Raw genomic sequence first — 18,050 nt, 5'->3', positions numbered from 1 at the left:
CGGCGAAAAAAACTCCGCGCTCCGAACGTGCCGGGGAAGCCGCGGGAATTTCGCCGCGTCCTTTTCGGCAGCGGCCGCAGAAAAACGCCCCGGCGCGAACGCCGGATACACGTTTTCACCGGCAGGCGGACGCAGCCGTGCGCCGCGAACCGGAGCAGTCGTATTCGTTACTCGTAAAGATCGGGATCGGAAGGCATGACGTCCCAGCGAATCTTTCCGTAGCTCTTCTTGCGCCTGCGGATGAGCACATAGAAGGCGCCCGCGCCGCCGTCCTCCTGTTTGGCCGTGCAGAAGGCCAGCACCACGCGCTTGAACGGATCCTGCGTGAGCCACTGCTGCACGCGGAAGCGGAGCACCGGCACCCCGTTCAGGGAATTGAGTCCGCGGCCGGTGACGATGAGCACCGTTCTCACGCCCTTGTAGTAGGCGTTGCGGAAAAATCCCACCAGGTTCTGAAACGCCTGCTCGCAGTTCAGACCGTGCAGGTCGATGTGCGCCTCGGGGCTGAACTGGCGTGCCTGAAGCTGCGAAACGATCATGAGATCGAGCCCCACCACGTGGCCTTCCGCGTATTCGGCGGTGCTGGCCACGGAAAATTCCACCTTGCCTTCCATGAAGTCCTGCAGCGGATGCCTGGGATCCGTCACGGGAATCACCGGAGGCTCCGGTTCCACGGGCACGTCGCGGCCCTTGCCGTTGAGCGGCACCGTGCCCTTGATGGCGCTGAAAAAGTCTCGGCTGTCGTCGGCTTCGGCGGGCTTTCCGGCGGCCTCGTTCAGCATGGCCGCGTCGTCGCGGCGGGCTATGCGGGCTCCGGCCAGCGCCATGGCCGTCAGCGTGGCGGGCGTTTCCTCTTCCTCAGGCTCGGCCTTCGGCGCTTCAGGCGCGCTCTTTTCCTTCTTTTTCCGCAGCAGCTTCTTCACGCCCTGCTGTTCCAGCGCCCGGGCAAAGCTGTCGTTGTCGCTTCCGCCGGAAGCTTTTTCCGAAGCGGCGGCCCTGCCCGCGCCCGACCTGCCGGACGAAGCCTTGTCCGAAGAAAGCGCGCGCACGTTTCCTCCCATGGCCTGCATGAACAGTTCGACGTCGGCATCCTGCGCGGCGGCCTCGGCGTCCCTGTTCTTCACCACCGTCTTGGCGCGATGCTGTTTTTTCAAATTCTCCCGTTCGCTGCGGGAAGGAAAATCCTTGGCGTTCAGTCTGGAAAAGGGATTGGAAGCATCTTTGCTCATGGAAACCGCCTTGAAAGTAAGAATTCATGCCGCTCGGGCAGACATGTTCTAAATCCTCCGCAGGGAAAAGCAAGAGGATGAGCAGAGGCGGCCCGCGCCTGCCGCCCATGCGGCGCGCCCTCCGCTCTTTTGCCGGCGCATCAAAAAGACGCGGCGCATTATCACAGGCTCCGGGGAGTCCGTCGCCGAAACGCCATTTAAAAACTTGGCAAACGCCCCGGAAGCGACTATTAATACGGGGCACCTGCCTACGCGATTTCCATGGGAAATGCCGCTCCCGACCCCGCCCCTCCGGCCCGGTCCCGGCGCGGATCGCAGGCGCTTGAACGCAGACGGCTCGACCGCCTCCCAGGGCGGACGCCTTCAACCAGGAGATGAAACCATGAGCTTTTCCCGTTCCGACGCATACACCTCTGCCGGCGTCGACATTTCTGCCGGCAACGAGCTGGTTTCCCGCATCAAGACCATGGTGGCCAGCACGCAGACCCACGGCGTCCTTTCGGACATCGGCGGCTTCGGCGGCCTGTTCCGACCCGACATCACGGGCATGCAGGCTCCGGTTCTTGTGGCGGGCACCGACGGCGTGGGCACCAAGCTCAAGATGGCCTCCATGTTCGGCAGGCACGACACCGTGGGCATCGATCTCGTGGCCATGAGCGTGAACGACTGCCTTGTGCTCGGCGCAAAGCCCCTGTTCTTTCTCGACTATTTTTCCTGCGGCGAACTGAACGTGGATCAGGCCGCCACCGTGGTCGGCGGCATCGTTGAAGGCTGCAAGATGAGCGGCTGCACCCTGCTCGGCGGCGAGACCGCGGAAATGCCCGGCATGTACGCCAGCGGCGACTACGATCTTGCGGGCTTCTGTGTGGGCATCGTGGACGGGCCGAAAATCGTGGACGGCTCCACCATCAGCGTGGGCGACGTCATCATCGGCCTGGCCTCTTCGGGGCTGCATTCCAACGGCTACTCGCTGGTGCGCAAAATCTACGAGCAGAGCGGCGTCAAGGCCGACGACATCGTGCCCGGCACCGACCGCACCTTTGCCGACGTGCTGCTCACGCCCACGGTCATCTACTCCGAACAGGTCAAGTCCATCATGCGCGATCTGCCCATCAAGGGCATGGTTCACATCACCGGCGGCGGCTTCTACGACAACATTCCCCGCGTGCTTTCTCCCTCGGTCTGCGCGAACATCCGGTTCTCCAGCTGGGAGCGTCCCGCCATCTTCGACTGGCTGAAGGAACAGGGAAATCTTTCCTGGCCGGAAATGCTCCAGATCTTCAACTGCGGCATCGGCTACATCATGATCACCGACCGCGAGACCGCCGACGACATGCTTCCCCGCTTCCGTTCCATGAACACCGGCGCGTGGGAAATAGGCACCATCGTCCGCCGCAAGGACAATCAGGAACAGGTGGAGATTTCCTTTGACTGAGATTCCCAAGCCCTGCCGATACGTGGTGAGCGCCTGCCTTGCCGGCATTCCCTGCCGGTACGACGGACGCTCCAACCTGCGCCCGGAAATCGCCGCTCTCGTGAACGCGGGCGAAGCCGTGCCCGTCTGCCCCGAAGTGCTCGGCGGCCTGCCCACGCCCCGCACCCCCAGCGAACAGAAAGACGGACGCGTCGTTTCCGCCAAGGGGGAAGACGTGACGCAGGCCTTCGCCTCCGGCGCGGAATCGGCGCTGTACATCGCCGAAGAATACGGCTGTTCGGCCGCCGTGCTCAAGGCGCGCTCCCCGTCCTGCGGCTGCGGACGCATCTACGACGGCACCTTCACCCACACCCTTGTCGACGGCGACGGGCTCTTTGCCGCGCTGCTGCGCAAAAAGGGCTTCCAGCTTTTCACCGAAGAAACGTTTTCCCCGGACAAGGCATGAAACGAGGCGTTCTTCTGGTTGCCTACGGATGCGGCAACATCCGCGGGGCGGCGGCGCTGCGCGCCGTGCAGGCCGCCACGGAGGCCCGTTTCCGCCTGCCCGTGCGCTGGGCCTTCACCTCCGAAACCATGCGCATGCGCCTTGCCAGCTCCCGCACGAAGTCCGACTCCGTGCTCAAGGCCCTGAAACGCATGCGCTACGAGCGCTACACCCATGTGGCGGTGCAGCCCCTGCACCTCATTCCCGGCATGGAATACGACGGCGTGGCCGCAGACTGCCGCGTCATCGCCGATGAAGGCAAACTCGCCGTCAGTCTCGGCCGCCCCCTGCTCTCCAGTCTCGACCCCGAAGACGCGTCCGTGGCGCAGGCTTCCGCCACGCTTCTCAGTCACATTTCCCCTCTGCGCTCCCCCGGCGAACCCGTGGTCTGCATGGCGCACGGCAGCCGCCATGAATGCGACATTCTCTACCGACGCTGGGGCGAAGCCGTGCGCGCGCAGGATCCGCACATTCATGTGGCGTGCATGGTCGGCGCCGGCATGGTGCGTCCCGACGAGGCCACCGCGGACTCTCCCGCCTCCGACGGGCTCGATCTGCTGCTGCCGGAACTTTCCGCCGAAGCCGCCCCCAGCGGACGCGTCTGGCTGCTGCCGCTGCTCTCCGTCGTAGGCCGCCACACGCTCGAAGACATGGCGGGCAGCTCGCCTTCCTCCTGGAAAAGCCGTCTTGAAGCGGCCGGATTCCGCTGTCAGGCCGAACTGCGGGGACTCGCCGACGATCCCGCCTTCGTCGAGCTCTGGCTCGACAGGCTCGAAGCCGCGCTCGCCGAACTGGACCGCCCCGTGCTTCGCCAGGTGCGCCGCAGAAATTTCCGCCTTCCCGCCGACGCCGCGCATGCGCGCTCAAAGCAGAGCAACACGTTTCCCGATTTCCTTCCATCATTCAAGGAGTGTGCCATGTCCGCTTCCGTCATCAGCTCCGCCATGGAGCAGAACCTCTCTCAGGGATCCTTGATCCGCCGCATGTTCGAGGCCGGCATCGAACTGCGCAAGAAATACGGCGACGACGCCGTGTGCGACTTCAGCCTCGGCAATCCCGATCTCGCCCCGCCCGCCGAAGCCGCCCGCGCCATGACCGCCCTGGCCGCGCGCATGTCCGAACCGGGTATTCTGGGCTACATGCCCAACGCCGGCTTCTCCTGGGCCCGCGAAAAACTGGCCGCCTGGCTGAGCAGCCAGCAGAAAACCGCCCTTGAAGCCAAGCACGTCATGCTCGGCTGCGGCGCGGCCGGCGTGATGAACGCCTTCTTCCACACCGTGCTCGAACCCGGCGACGAAGTGCTCACCGTGGCCCCCTTCTTCGGCGAATACCGCTTCTATGTGGGCAATCACGGCGGCACGCTTCATCCCGTGCCCTGCCGCGCCGAAGACTTCGGCCCCGACGTGGAGGCTCTGGCCGCAGCCGTCACGCCGCGCACCCGCGCCGTCATCATCAACTCGCCCAACAACCCTTCGGGCGCGGTCTATTCCGAAGAGGACATCAAGAGCCTCGCCACCATGCTGGAGGAAGCCTCGAAGCGCATCGGACGCATCATCTATCTGGTGGCCGACGAACCCTACCGCTTCCTCGCCTACGACGGCATTGAAGTGCCCGCCGCGCTGCCGCTCTACAAGTACAGCGTGGTCATCAGCTCCTTTGCCAAGAACTACGGCATGGCGGGCGAACGCGTGGGCTACATCGCCGTCAACCCGGCCATGGAACACGCCGATCAGCTCATGGACGGCCTCATCTTCTCCAACCGCGTGCTCGGCTTCGTGAATCCTCCCGTGGTGGGCCAGTACCTCATGGCCGACTGCCTCGGCACGTCCACGGACGCGGCGCTTGCCATCTACACCAACCGCCGCAACAAGCTCGCCGCCATTTTGGCGGACGCAGGCTACGAGTTCACGCTGCCCAAAGGCACGTTCTACTTCTTCCCCAAGGCTCCCGGCGGCGACGACAAGGCCATCGTGGAACGCCTCACGAACAACCTCGTGCTCGCCGTGCCGAGCTCGGGCTTCGGCTTCCCCGGCTACTTCCGTCTGTCCTTCGCCGTGGAAGACGCCGTCATAGAGCGTTCCGCCGAAGGGTTCCGCAAGGCCCTCAAGGGATAGCTTCTCCGCCCGGGACGCGCGTCGCCGTTTGCGCTCCCGGGCTTTTTTGTGCCCTTTTCCGCCCGCCTGACGCCCTGCGCCCATCCGTTCAGGTGGAGAACACGGATCCTGAAACATCCTCTCTGCCTGCGGCGGACTCTCTCTGCGCGCGTCCGCGCAGATTTCGGCGCGTCGCCCTCACCCTCCCTGCAATTCCCTGCTGACGCTTTGCCGATCAGCCCTTGCCGGTCGGCGGCGGACGGCTCCCCTCCGGGAAACTTTCCAGCGAGCAACAGCGCTTCCGCCGACGTTCGGTCTGCTGCTCATATCTCCCCCGCACAGCGCAGAGCCCCGCACGAATTCCGCGGGCCCCCTTCTGCCTGTGTCCGACGCCTTTTCCCGTGCCTCGCGCGCATTCTCGTGCCGACTTCTGACGAACTTCCGACGCCGCACTCTCCGCCCCCCCCCCGCCGGCTTCTCCCGCGCCGGAAAACACGCTCCCGACGCAGACCTCAACCCAGCTGAACAATCATTCCTGATAAATCAATTTTTAGTTGAAGCAAAAATAAATTTAATCTTGACTTTTCCCGTTTTTTCAACGAAAGATGTTCCATCGGGGTTTGTCCCCCGCAACCTTTTTTCTGGTGACAGCATGCTGGAATATCTGCGCATACGCGGCCTGGCCCTCATCGACGACATGGAACTGGAATTCGGGGACGGCATGAACGTTCTCACGGGTGAAACCGGCGCCGGTAAAAGTTTCATTCTCAAGGCCATCAACTTCGTTCTCGGCGACAGGCTCGCCACCGACATGGTGCGTCCCGGGCGGGACAAGGCGCAGGTCGAGGCCCTGTTTACCCGCCAGGGCCCCGAGGGCGAAGAGGAAATCGTGCTTCGCCGGGAACTGTCCGCCGCGTCCGGGCGCAGTCATTTCTTCCTCAACGGCTCTCTTACCTCGCAGGACGCCGTGCGCGCGCTGCGCCCCGCGCTGCTCTTTCATGTGAGCCAGCACGGGCAGCAGCGGCTTCTTCAACCTTCCTATCAGGCGGCGCTCATCGACGCCTTCCTGCCCGATCCGTCCATCGTCAGCCGCAAGGACGCCCTGGTGCGCGAGCTCAAGGACGTGGGCGAACAGCGGCGCAAGCTGCTGGAACGCATGGACATGCTGAGCGAGAAGCGGGAACTGCTGGAAATGCAGCAGAAGGAAATAGAAAAGGTTGCGCCCGAAGAAGGCGAGGAAGAGCGTCTGGAGCAGGCGCGCGCCGAGCTCAAGAACGTGGAGCATCTGCGCGCGCAGTACGAGCAGGGGCTGGAACTCATGCTCGGGGGCGAGGGCGCGGGGCTTGCCACCCTTCTCGGGGAACTGGAAAAAATTCTGCACTCGCTGAGTCAGGACGACGAAAGCTTTTCGCCTTCCCTCGACGCGCTGCTCAACTTTGAAGAAGAAGCCCGGGAACTGACGCGGCGATTCCGCAGCACGCCCTCCTCCGACTGCGAATACGATCCCGACGAGCTGGAAGCCCGTCTCTACGAGCTTTCGCAGCTCAAGCGCCGCATGCGCCGCAGCATTCCGGAAATTCTGCGTCTTCGCGACGAGATCACGGAAAACCTGTCCTTTCTGGACGCCTGCGGTCTGGATCTGCACCGTCTGGAAAAGCAGGAACGCGAACTCGCCAAAAAACTTCATGCAACGCTTGAGGAATGCAACGAGCTGCGCCGGGAGGCCGCCGCGCGCTTCTGCGCCGCGCTGGAAAAGGAACTGTCCGGGCTCGGCTTTTCCGAACAGGTGCGTGTAGCGCCGGAATGCACGCCTCACGAGCTGTGGCCGCAGGTGGAGGACAAAGTCAAGGTCATCTGCCCGGCCTGCATGGAAGACCGCTACCGTCTGCTCTGGGCCCCGAACCCCGGACAGCGCCCGCAGCCTCTGGACAAAATTGCCTCGGGCGGCGAACTTTCCCGCTTTCTTCTGGCCGTGGTGGGCGTGCAGTCCACAAACGAGGACGCCACCCTTATTTTCGACGAAGTGGACGCCGGTGTGGGCGGCATGACGCTGAACCGCGTGTCCGACAGGCTGCATGACCTGGCTTCGCGCCGTCAGCTTCTCGTCATCACGCACTGGCCGCAGATTGCCGCGCGTGCGGCCCAGCATTTTCAGGTGTCCAAGGAAATACGCAACAACGAAACCTTCACGCTGTGCCGTCCGCTGGACGCCAGGTCCCGGGAAGCCGAGCTGCGGCGCATGGCGGGCGAAGAGTGCTGGACCGAACCACCGTCATTTGCTCCGGCGGCGGTGGCGCATGGATAAGGCGTCGCCACAAAAGCCGGACGAGGCCGAAAGGGCAGGCCGACGTGAAGGCGCAACGCTGAGCGACGCCGGAGCCTGACGCCGCGAGGTTTGGCCCTGGCGCGCCATCGAGGCCCATCTTTGTCCTCTTCTGCCTGCGCCGTTGCCGCTGCGACAACGTCCCGTGTAGGGCCACAGAAGCAGCATCCTTCCGCTCCCGCATCACTCACGACGGGAAGGCGAATTTCAGGGGCAGGCGAGCCGCCGACATTTCCCCGGCTTGAACCGGAAGCGGCATTTTTCCCCCCTCCTGCGCGCCGACGGAGCAGACGACAGGGCGGAAAGCGCCGCCCGGGCAGTATGCCGGGCAGAAGTCCGGGGACACTCCGCGCACGACTTGGAAAAAGACGCCCCGGCAGATCGGAACAACAATGTTCGTGAACACATCCGTGCCGCGGGCGAACGCTCGCCTATTTCGCCCGTTGCTCCGAAAGCAAAAAGGCGGCGCACCCGCCGGCGAGGCACACAAACAACGGCGGAAGTCCCCTTTTCCGGCAGAGGCATCACTTTTTGCGGGCGGATTCCCCGATACTCCCCCAAAAAGCCCGGGACGAAAGCCGCCGACATCACCTGCCCTCCCGAACGGGAGGCGTGTGCGCCGCGGGTAAAGAGGCAAGAGCACGGCGATCGCTTCCGCGCCGACGTTGCGTCAGCCGTACCGCTTTTCTTTGTCGGTCGTGCGCTTCGTTCCTTAGTCGTGATGATACGGCATGTTCCGAAGCAGCGTTTCCGCGCGGTAAAGCTGCTCCAGCAGCACCACACGGGCCAGCTCATGCGGCAAGGTCTGCGGGCCGAAGGCTATGAGATGCCGCGCCTTCTGCCGCACGCTCTCGTGCAGGCCGAACGGCCCTCCCACAATGAAGCACGGGCGACGCGTGGCGTCCGACGAAAGCCCGTCGAGAAAGCGGGAAAAATCCCGGGACGTCATGGAACGCCCCTTTTCATCGAGACAGACCACGACATCCTGCGGCGTCAGGGCCGCAAGGATGCGCTTTCCCTCATCCTCCACGCGCCGGCTGACCGGGAGCGCAGGATCGGAATCGCGGATGACGGTGTCCGTCACCTGCCGCCAGCGGGAAAGGCGTTCCAGATAATGGGCCGAGGCGTCCTTCCAGAACGACGCGTGCGGCCTGCCGACAGTCATGATGCGCAAGGGTTTCAAACTCATGCGGCTCTTATAAACTGCCCCCGCGCCGGACGCAAGCGAAGACGCCCCGGACGCCCGCCTTGCCCATGCGAGTCCGGGGCAATCTGCCAACGATGAAGCGGAGCTGGAGACCATCTCCGCCTTTCCGAACACCTGGGGCACGACTCTTGAAAAAGCACGTAACGGTCGTTACGCCCCGCCTTCCGCGCGCCGGGGGCAAGTCCCTTGCGGGTAAAGACGGCAGACGAGTCGGACAGTCTTCCGCCTGACCGGGGCACGCCCACCATCCGGGCGAGCGTTTTGACGCAGCCACCGTCTTCCGCGCGCGTCTGGCGCAGGCTGTCCACAGTGAGACAGCGCTGGGGCGCATCCCCGCCTTTCCGCGTCTGAGACACGCATACCCCGCTGCCTTTTGCGCTCATCATTTCCCTTACGGCAGGCGTCGCGTTCTCCGGTCCGACGACTGCCGGACACGCGTGTTTTTGCAGAGCCCTTCTCCCCCGCGTTGAGCCGGGGCCGGGTCTGATGCCTCCCCAGACAGCACGGCCCGAGGCCGGACGCCGAACACCCGCCTTTCGACGAAAGCTCCCTCCCTATGGGCGGCGCTTCGGCAGCGCATTCAGGCTGCAAACTTGTGCCTGCAAGATATGTGATTTTATTCGCAACTAGGTAAAAAAATTACACAAAACTGTACTTCGTTGACAGTTCCATCAAGTTGTGGAATAACCATGCCGTCGGAATTTTATTTCAAAAGAATCTGTTTTTTCGCCGCAGACCTGTTGTGGCCCGCCGTCTTTTGCCATGATGATGTCCATGTTCAAGCTTCCCTTCACCTGAATGCTCTTCCTCTGTGACAGGAAGAGTTTCTTTCTTGGACATTAAAACGGCATCAGTCTCGATTACGATTCCGATTTTCGCCGTTCCAGCGCTCTTTCCGGTCGCAGATTCCGTAAAGAGCGCTTTTTTTGCGCCCTTGCCCGCTCCGCGCCCGTCATGCCGCCCTATCCGCACAACACGCCGCGCGAAGATCCGATCCCGTTTTTTTCATCCATCCGATGCGCGGCCGCCTGAAGGCATTCCGCACTCTCCCTTGCTTCGAAGAAGCCCGCACATCGCCGCGCGTTCACGAAGGACGCGCGTTCTCACCCTGTAACACTGTTCTCTGGAGGTTCCATGTCCGTTTCTCTCGACTGCCGTGGTCTGGCCTGCCCCGAACCCGTCATCCGTACCCGCGACGCGTTGAAAGACGCCCCCGACGCCATCGACGTCTGCGTGGACAACGTGCCCGCCACCGAAAACGTCAGCCGTTTTCTCAGCCGTTCCGGCTACGTTGCGGAAATCAAGAAGACCGGCGACTCCGAATGGAAGGTCTGCGGCCGCAAGGCCGGCATCAACTGCGCCGAGGCCGAAGAAATCATTGCCGAAGCCGGCTCCCCGCGCTCCGGCAAGACGCTGGTGCTGCTCACCTCCGACGTCATCGGCTCCGGCAGCGACGAACTCGGCGCCAAGCTTATGGGCAACTTTCTCTCCACGCTGCCCGAAATGAACGAGCTGTGGCGCATCGTCATGGTCAACGGCGGCGTGCGTCTCGCCTCCACGCCCGGCAAGGCCCTCGACGCCCTCAAAAAGCTCGAAGCCTCCGGCGTAAGCATCCTCGTGTGCGGCACCTGCCTGGAATTCTTCCATCTCACCGAACAGAAGCAGGTCGGCGAGACCACCAACATGCTGGACATCGTCACCAGTCTCGACCTGGCCGACAAGGTCATCCGTCCGTAACCCATCACGCCGCCGCTCCGACGCTCCTTAAACCGTCGAAGCGGCGGGCAAGACAAGGAGAACAACATGCCGGTGGCTGGCGTTGACGTAGGCTCGGTGGCCGCGAAAGCGGTGATTCTGGACGAACAGTCCTCAACCATTCTGTCCCATGCCGTTCTTCCCACGGGGTGGAATCCCCGTCAGGCCGGAGAAGAGGCCCTCGGCAGGGCCTGTTCGGCGGCAGGGGTGGAGCGCGCGTCGCTCAGGCGCATCGTCGGCACGGGCTACGGACGCATCGCCCTGCCCTTTGCAGACAAAAGCGTCACGGAAATCACCTGTCACGCGCTCGGAGCCGTGCATCTTTTTCCCCGCACCGGCGTGGTGCTGGATATCGGCGGGCAGGACAGCAAGGCCATTGCCGTGGACGCCGACGGCCTCGTGCAGGACTTCGTCATGAACGACAAGTGCGCGGCCGGCACCGGACGTTTTCTTCAGGTGCTCTCCGGCATCTTGGGCATGGACCTTCCCGAACTCGACGAAGCCGCCGCCAAAGGCCACCCCACGGATATTTCGAGCATGTGCGCCGTGTTTGCCGAAACGGAAATCGTGGGCCTTCTTGCGCAGGGCGCCAACCCCGAAGACGTGGCCGCAGGCGTGTTCCGCTCGCTGGCCAGACGCATGGTCACGCTTTCCCGGCGCATCGCCTGCCGCGGCGAATACACCTTCACGGGCGGCCTCGCATCCATGCCTGCCTTTGCCGCACGTCTTGCCGAAGAGCTCGGCACAGAAATCAACGTTGCCGAACAACCGCAAACCATCGGAGCTCTGGGCGCGGCCCTCATTGCCGCGCGCCCATAGGGGGAACTCATGACGCATCCCAGCATCGAACGATTCAAGGACATCACCGACCGCAACGTTCTGGCCCTTCAGGAAGCGAAGCAGGCCGGAAAAAAGGTCGTCGGCCAGTACTGCATATACTCCCCTCTGGAAATAGCGCTCGCCGCCGGAGCCGTGCCCGTGTCGCTGTGCGGCACGAAAAACGACTCCATTCCCGCCGCAGAAAGTATGCTGCCCCGCTCGCTCTGCCCGCTCATCAAGAGCAGCTTCGGCTTCGCCCTTGAGGACAGCTGCCCGTATCTCGCCGCCTCCGACATCGTCATTGCCGACACTACCTGCGACGGCAAGAAAAAGATGTTTGAGCTTCTGGCCGAACGCAAGCCCATGTTCATCCTGCAACTGCCGCAGATTCAGAACGAATCCGCGCTCCGCTACTGGAAGGAACAGTATGAACGCCTGGTGCGGGAACTTGAACAGCGCTTCCACGTTTCCATAGGCGAAGCGGAACTGCGAAGCGCCATACGCACGGCCAACCGCTTCCGCCGCGCGCTGAAAAGCGTGCTCGATCTGGCAAAGCGCAAGCCTTCGCCTCTTTCCGGCATGCAGCTCATGGAAATCGCGCATCGCGCCTCCTTCGTACCGGACTGGGACAAGGCTTCGGAACTTCTGGAGGACATCGCCCGCGAAGTGGGCGCAGACAACGAAAGCCCCTTTGCCGAATCCGCGCCGCGCATCCTTCTCACCGGCGTTCCCATAGGGCTCGGTTCCCACAAGGTGGTGCAGCTTCTGGAAGAATGCGGCGCAAGCGTGGTCTGCCTGGACAACTGCTCCTGCTACAAAAAGGTGCGTCTCATGATCGACGAAAACGCCGATCCGCTGGAAGCCCTCGCCTCACGCTACCTCGACACGCCCTGCGCGGTCATGTCGCCCAATCCGAACCGCTACGCCGTTCTCGAAGAGCTCGCGCGGGAATTTCAGATCGACGCCGTGGTGGATCTCACCTGGCAGGGCTGCCAGACCTACGACGTGGAATCCTGGTCGGTGAAGCGCTTCGTGCGGGAAACGCTGCACCTTCCCTTCCTGCAGGTGGTCACCGACTATTCCCCGGCCGACACCGAACAGCTGAAGGTCCGCATGGAAGCCTTCCTCGAAATGCTCCGCTGATCCGGCTTTTTTCTGCAGAGTGCTTATGAAGGACATTCTCATCAATCATCTGTCATTCGGCTACACCCCGGAACGTCTCATTCTGGACGACATCGACCTCGCCGTGGACACCGGTTCCTTCGTGTGTCTTCTGGGCCCCTCCGGCTGCGGAAAAAGCACCTTTCTCCGCCTCATGGCCGGGCTTGAGCATCCCACGAAGGGCGACATCGTCATGGAAGGCAGACGCATCGAAAAACCGGGGCTCGACCGCGGCATGGTCTTTCAGGACTACGGCCTCTTTCCCTGGATGACCGCGGGAGAAAACATCACGCTTGCCCTCGAACAGCGCTTTCCCGAGGCCGGAAAAAAGCGCTGGAAGGAAACGGCGCTGGAAAAGCTTGCCGACGTCGGTCTCGAAGAGTCCGTGTTCGACAAGCTGCCCAAGGAACTTTCGGGCGGCATGAAGCAGCGCTGCGCCATCGCACGCTCCTTTGCCGTGGATCCTCCCGTGCTGCTCATGGACGAACCCTTCGGCGCGCTCGACGCCGTCACCCGCGCGCGGCTTCAGGATCTGGTGCTCGAACTCTGGGCCAGAACCGAGCCCAAGAAAACCGTGTTCTTCGTCACCCACGACGTGGACGAAGCGCTGCTTCTTGCCAGCCGCATTCTGGTGTTCGGACAGTCGCCGAGCCATATCATCTACGACTGCACCATTCCGCCGGAAAAACGCCCCACCCGAGAAACCCAGTTCGACGACGTGGAAAACCTGAAACTGAGAAATACGCTCATTCACCACATCAACCGCGACGTGAACAGGCGCATAGCCTGATTTTCCCTTCCCTTTCAAGGAGAACATCATGAAAAAACTGCTCTTTTTCCTGCTCACCCTTTGCCTGACCTGCGGCTCCGCCATGGCCCAGGACAAGCCGGAAGTAAACACCGTGCGCTGGGCGCGCGCCAACAGCGGCAACGTGCTCGTCACGCTGGCCAAGAACAACGGCTACCTCAAGGACGTGGGCATCAACGTCATTGAAATTCCGCTCAACTCCACCTCCGACGCCCTCACCGCCCTGAACGCCAAACAGGTGGACGTCACCTCCAACAACGGCACCAACAATCCCCTGCAGTTCATAGCCAAGGGCTCGGATTTCACCATCGTGGGCGGCTACATGCTCAAGGGCATGTACATTGTGGCCAAGAAGGGCACGGGCTGGCACGGCGTTTCCGACTTCATCGGCAAGAAGATTGCCGCGCCCAAGAGTCAGACCTGGATCACCGGTCCGCTCATGTGGGCGGGATACAACATCGACGACGTCACCTGGCTCACCTACAGCACCAACAGCGACCGCCTCACCTCCGTCATCAAGGGCGAGGCCGACTACGCCAGCCTGAGCGGCGATCTGCTCTTCCGCGTGAACAACATGAAGGATCAGCTTGAAATCGTGGTCTGGGCCGATCAGCTTCAGCCCAACTACGGCTGCTGCCGCATGAACATGAACAGCGACTTCGTCAAGGCCAATCCCAAGACGGTCAAACTTCTGCTCAAGGCGCTCATCCGTTCCGAACAGTATCTGCTCGCCCATCCCGACGAAAGCGTGAAGATTCTCGCCAAGGAACTGCACGCCGATGAAGACTTCGTGGCCGCGTACCTCAAGAATCCCAACTACCGCCCCAGCGTGGACCCCGTGCGCAACGCCGTGAAGGCCACCTGGAAAATCATGATGGACACCGGATTTCTGCCCGAAAGCGCCAAGAACTACGACCTCGACGCCCACATCAACGTCGATCTCTACAAGGCCGCCCTCGATGAACTGATCGCGGAACGCTACAACGAAGATCCCAAGTTCTACGACGAGCGCCTGGCGTTCTTCAAGGCCAACAACTTCTAACCCGCCGGGCCGCCGCAACAACGCGACGGCCCCTTGCCTTTCAAGGAGCGCTCATGGTCAGGCTCGTCACGTTCCTGCGAAAATACTGGATCACCATCCTCATCTATATAGGCATCGTTCTCGGCTACAAATACATTGCGGACACGAAATCCTTCAACGCCTTTCTCTTTCCTCCCACCGGGGAAATCGCGACCGTATTCCTCAAGGACTGGAAGACGCTGTTCATCAACATGCTCTATTCCTTCCAGCTCATGATTCCCTCCATCGTCATCGCCGTGGCCATTGCCCTCGCCCTCGGCACGCTCATGGGCATGCACAAAAAATTCCGGGAAGTCATTCATCCGGTCATCTATTCCATCAGCGTCATTCCGGCCATCCTCATGTCGCCCTTTGCGCTGCTCATCGCTCCCAACTTCCGCGCGGCCTCGCTCTTTCTCGTGGTGTACAACACCATCTGGGCCACGCTCTTTGCCACCATCAACGGCATCATGACCATCGACAGGCGCTATCTCGACAACGCCGCCACCCTCGAACTCACGGGCTTCAAGAGAATGCGCAAGGTCATTCTTCCCGCGGCCATGCCCTCCATTCTCTCCGGCTTCATCACTTCGCTGCGCGGCTCCTTTCTGGTGCTCGTCTATGCCGAAATGTACGGCGCGGAATACGGCATGGGCTACTACGTCAAAAAGTACACCGAGTACGGCCTCTACGCCGAAGCCTGGTGCGGCTTCGTGTTCATGGTCGTCGTGCTCGTCATCGTCATGCAGTGTTTTGAAAAAGCCAAAAACCGTCTGCTCAAGTGGACGATACACTGATTCCGCCTCTGGAGGCTGATCCCATGAAAATCACCAAGGTTGACGTCATTCTCATGAACATGAGGCCTGCGGACAATCCCGGCTGGGCCCCCATACTCTGCCGCGTCTATACCGACGCCGGCATCTACGGCGACGGCGAGGCCGCGCTTGCCTACGGCAACGCCCACAGAGCCGCCTTCGGCATGCTTCAGGACTTTTCCAAAAGCGTTCTCGGCATGGATCCGCTGGACAACGAAGTCATCTGGGAGAAACTGTACAAGTCCTCCTTCTGGGGACAGAACGGCGGCCCGGTGGTGTTTTCCGCCATATCGGCCATCGACACGGCGCTGTGGGACATCAAGGGCAAATACTTCAACGCGCCCGTGTATAAGCTGCTGGGCGGCAAGATGCGGGACAGCCTGCGCTGCTACGCCTCGCAGCTGCAGTTCGGCTGGGACGACAAGAAGATTCCCGCCGTTTCCGTGGAAGACTATGTCGCCAACGCGCTCAAGGCCGTAAGCGAAGGCTACGACGCCATCAAAATAGACTTCTTCACCTTTGCCGAAGACGGACACCGCCTGAACGCCGAGGAAACCACCCGCATTCTCACGCCCAAGAACTACGACATGATAAAGCGCCGCCTCGCGGCCGTGCGCGAAGCCGTGGGCGACGGCGTGGACATCATCATGGAAAACCACTCCTACATCGACGCGCAGGGCGCGGTGCAGCTCGGCCGCCTTGCGGAAGAATACCGCGTGCTCTACTTCGAGGAACCCTGCACCCCCACGCCGAAAATGAACAAGTTCGTGGCGGAACGCGTGTCCGTGCCCATCAGTCAGGGCGAGCGCATCTACACCCGCTGGGGCTACGCTCCCTATTTTGAAGACGGCTCCATTCAGCTCATCCAGCCCGACATCGGCAACTGCGGCGGCATCACGGAAGCCAAGAAAATCTGCGACCTCGCCCACATCTACGACGTAGGCGTGCAGGCCCACGTGTGCGCCTCCCCGCTCTCCACCGCCGCGGCGCTGCATCTTGAGGCCGCCATTCCCAACTTCACCATTCACGAACAGCACGTGTACTGCCGCTACGACTACAACCGCAAGCTCTGCATTCACGACTATCAGCCGGTCAACGGCCGCTTCGCCATCCCCGATCTGCCGGGTCTCGGCAACGAGCTTTCGCCCTACTGCTTCGAGCACGGCGAAATCGCCACGGTAAAGTAACGCGTCAGAGCCCGCGCCGTTGCGGGCGACGCTGGAAAAGGGCCTTCGCCTCCCCGGCGGAGGCCCTTCGTTTTTCTGAGCCTGCTTCCGTCCGGCCCTCCTGCCGCGCTTTGCAGCGCCGCCCCCTTCGCCACACGACGTTTGACTTGCTCCAAACGTTTTCCTGTTGCACAAGCCCGGCGCAGACGATGTTTTCTCTGCATCCGAACGCCGCCGGCACGTATCCGGCTCTCCGTTCGACTGCAATGCACGCCGCCCCTTTTGCGAGTCCATCTCCAGCTCGTGCCGCCTGTCTTTCCGAATTTCTTCATCCGGCCTTGCTTGCAAGTCATCATGGGAACAGGTATGGGAAAGAAGAGAAGAGTCCGACGGATTCTTCCCGAGCGCGGCTCTCGCCCGCAGTCGTTCGGCTGCGCCATCCGCTGGCGGAGCGTTCCGCCCAAGATACGGGCCGTGCTCCGCGCTCAGAGCTTTATTTTTGCCCAGGGAGGCAGGTGTGAATCTAACCCTTCAGGAAGCGGCCCGCCGCATGAATCGCGGCGGCGTGCTTCTCTATCCCACGGAAACCTTTTTCGGCATAGGCTGTCGCGCCGACAACGACGATGCCGTGCTGCGCGTGTTTCAATATAAAAAACGGTCGCTGTCCATGCCGCTGCCCGTCATTCTCGGCAGCCGTGAGCAGCTCGAACTTGTCGCCTGCCCCGGCCCGGATCTTGCCGACGACGTGGCCGCGCTGGCCGCCTTCTGGCCCGGCCCGCTGACGCTGCTTCTGCCCGCCGTATCAGGCCTTCCCGAAGCGCTTACCGGCGGCACCGGACACATTGCCGCAAGAGTGAGCTCCCACCCCGTCGCCCGCGCTCTGGCGCTTGCCTGCGGCTTTCCCGTTGTGTCGAGCAGCGCCAACATCAGCGGCCGACCGGCCGTCACCCGTGCGGCCGATCTTGACCCCGATCTGCTCCGCGCCCTGCGCCCCGACGAAGACGGCGTGCTCGACGAGCCCCCCGCGCCCGGCGGCGGCGAAGCCAGCACCATTGTGGCTCCCGAGGGCGGACGCCGTCTGCGCGTGATCCGCAAGGGAGCCCTGCCGCTTTCCGCGCTCGAACAGGCCGGATTTTCCCTTCTGTCTTCATCCCTCACCGAGGTTCGCGCATGAATCATCCCCGCTACTGCCCGTCCTGCGGAACGCTTGTGGTCCGCTACAGCAATCCGTACCCCACCGCCGACGTCGTCATTCACGACGATGCGCGCGGCATTGTGCTCGTCCGCCGCAAAAATCCGCCCCTCGGCATGGCCCTGCCCGGAGGCTTCATTGAAGAAGGCGAAAGCGCAGAACACGCCGCCGTGCGCGAAATGAAGGAAGAAACCGGCCTCGACGTCATTCTGGAAGGCGTGCTCGGCGTGTATTCCTGGCCGCTGCGCGACATGCGCTGCCACACGCTCACCACCGTGTTCGTGGGCCGCAGCGATCACCCCGAACAGCTTCTTGCCGGAGACGACGCCGCCGACGCCGCCTTCTATCCGCTGGACGCGCTTCCCGAACCGCTGTGCTTCGACCACGCGCGCATCATCGGCCACTTCCGCGACTGGAAGGAAGGCCGACGCCCGCTGCTGCCGTGCGCGGAAGATCCGTCCCTCGAATTCGGCGACATCGCCTACACCCGCCCCTTCTAGCCT

General features: G+C 62.5%; 15 protein-coding genes and 1 pseudogene. 14 read left to right on the top strand and 2 right to left on the bottom strand.

Going from position 1 to position 18,050, the window contains the following annotated elements:
- Window positions 1-167: 167 nt before the first annotated feature.
- On the bottom strand, window positions 168-1,229 hold the full coding sequence (locus Q0K02_RS08075) for a Smr/MutS family protein (RefSeq protein WP_294487169.1): 1,062 nt from the start codon (window positions 1,227-1,229) through the stop codon (window positions 168-170).
- A gap of 382 nt (window positions 1,230-1,611) precedes the next feature.
- Between Q0K02_RS08075 and purM the strand changes: the two genes are divergently transcribed.
- The 5 genes and pseudogenes from purM (at window position 1,612) to Q0K02_RS08050 (ending at window position 7,546) form a co-directional block, all read left to right on the top strand.
- Window positions 1,612-2,664, top strand: a complete 1,053-nt coding sequence (purM, locus tag Q0K02_RS08070; protein ID WP_294487165.1) for a phosphoribosylformylglycinamidine cyclo-ligase — start codon at window positions 1,612-1,614, stop codon at window positions 2,662-2,664.
- Window position 2,665: 1 nt separating this feature from the next.
- Entirely contained in the window at window positions 2,666-3,109 is a 444-nt protein-coding gene (locus Q0K02_RS08065) for a DUF523 domain-containing protein (protein ID WP_294487248.1), read from the top strand.
- A pseudogene (locus Q0K02_RS08060) lies at window positions 3,106-3,921 on the top strand (sirohydrochlorin cobaltochelatase); the annotation flags it as partial. The gene Q0K02_RS08065 and the pseudogene Q0K02_RS08060, both read left to right, overlap by 4 nt.
- A gap of 144 nt (window positions 3,922-4,065) precedes the next feature.
- Window positions 4,066-5,262 (top strand): pyridoxal phosphate-dependent aminotransferase, encoded by a 1,197-nt coding sequence (locus Q0K02_RS08055; RefSeq protein ID WP_294487244.1) that lies wholly within the window; start codon window positions 4,066-4,068, stop codon window positions 5,260-5,262.
- Between the two features lie 631 nt (window positions 5,263-5,893).
- On the top strand, window positions 5,894-7,546 hold the full coding sequence (locus Q0K02_RS08050; RefSeq protein ID WP_294487162.1) for an AAA family ATPase: 1,653 nt from the start codon (window positions 5,894-5,896) through the stop codon (window positions 7,544-7,546).
- 730 nt (window positions 7,547-8,276) lie between these two features.
- Here Q0K02_RS08050 and Q0K02_RS08045 read toward each other — a convergent pair.
- Complete coding sequence (locus tag Q0K02_RS08045) at window positions 8,277-8,753, bottom strand: 23S rRNA (pseudouridine(1915)-N(3))-methyltransferase RlmH (RefSeq protein WP_294487159.1); 477 nt, start codon at window positions 8,751-8,753, stop codon at window positions 8,277-8,279.
- 1,152 nt (window positions 8,754-9,905) lie between these two features.
- Here Q0K02_RS08045 and yedF point away from each other — a divergent pair.
- From yedF to Q0K02_RS08000, 9 genes are all read left to right on the top strand, one after another.
- Window positions 9,906-10,508: a sulfurtransferase-like selenium metabolism protein YedF gene (gene yedF / locus Q0K02_RS08040; protein ID WP_294487156.1), complete on the top strand. Its 603-nt coding sequence runs from the start codon at window positions 9,906-9,908 to the stop codon at window positions 10,506-10,508.
- Between the two features lie 66 nt (window positions 10,509-10,574).
- On the top strand, window positions 10,575-11,345 hold the full coding sequence (locus tag Q0K02_RS08035; RefSeq protein ID WP_294487154.1) for an acyl-CoA dehydratase activase: 771 nt from the start codon (window positions 10,575-10,577) through the stop codon (window positions 11,343-11,345).
- Between the two features lie 9 nt (window positions 11,346-11,354).
- Entirely contained in the window at window positions 11,355-12,488 is a 1,134-nt protein-coding gene (locus Q0K02_RS08030) for a double-cubane-cluster-containing anaerobic reductase (RefSeq protein WP_294487151.1), read from the top strand.
- A gap of 25 nt (window positions 12,489-12,513) precedes the next feature.
- Entirely contained in the window at window positions 12,514-13,296 is a 783-nt protein-coding gene (locus tag Q0K02_RS08025; protein ID WP_294487148.1) for an ABC transporter ATP-binding protein, read from the top strand.
- A 28-nt stretch (window positions 13,297-13,324) separates the two neighbouring features.
- Window positions 13,325-14,356 carry an ABC transporter substrate-binding protein gene (locus Q0K02_RS08020; RefSeq protein WP_294487145.1) on the top strand — a complete coding sequence of 344 codons (1,032 nt, stop codon included), beginning with the start codon at window positions 13,325-13,327 and terminating at the stop codon, window positions 14,354-14,356.
- Between the two features lie 53 nt (window positions 14,357-14,409).
- Window positions 14,410-15,171, top strand: a complete 762-nt coding sequence (locus Q0K02_RS08015) for an ABC transporter permease subunit (protein WP_294487142.1) — start codon at window positions 14,410-14,412, stop codon at window positions 15,169-15,171.
- A 23-nt stretch (window positions 15,172-15,194) separates the two neighbouring features.
- Window positions 15,195-16,376 carry a mandelate racemase/muconate lactonizing enzyme family protein gene (locus Q0K02_RS08010; RefSeq protein WP_294487139.1) on the top strand — a complete coding sequence of 394 codons (1,182 nt, stop codon included), beginning with the start codon at window positions 15,195-15,197 and terminating at the stop codon, window positions 16,374-16,376.
- Window positions 16,377-16,872: 496 nt separating this feature from the next.
- Window positions 16,873-17,529, top strand: coding sequence for an L-threonylcarbamoyladenylate synthase (locus tag Q0K02_RS08005; protein WP_294487136.1), 657 nt, complete (start codon window positions 16,873-16,875; stop codon window positions 17,527-17,529).
- Entirely contained in the window at window positions 17,526-18,047 is a 522-nt protein-coding gene (locus Q0K02_RS08000) for an NUDIX hydrolase (RefSeq protein ID WP_294487133.1), read from the top strand. Before Q0K02_RS08005 ends, Q0K02_RS08000 begins: the two co-directional genes overlap by 4 nt.
- The last annotated feature ends 3 nt before the right edge of the window (window positions 18,048-18,050 follow it).

The sequence above is a fragment of the uncultured Mailhella sp. genome (assembly GCF_944324995.1).
Taxonomy (GTDB): Bacteria; Desulfobacterota; Desulfovibrionia; order Desulfovibrionales; family Desulfovibrionaceae; genus Mailhella.
Note: the sequence above shows the minus strand (reverse complement) of the source record. Positions and strands in the feature narration are given on the sequence as shown.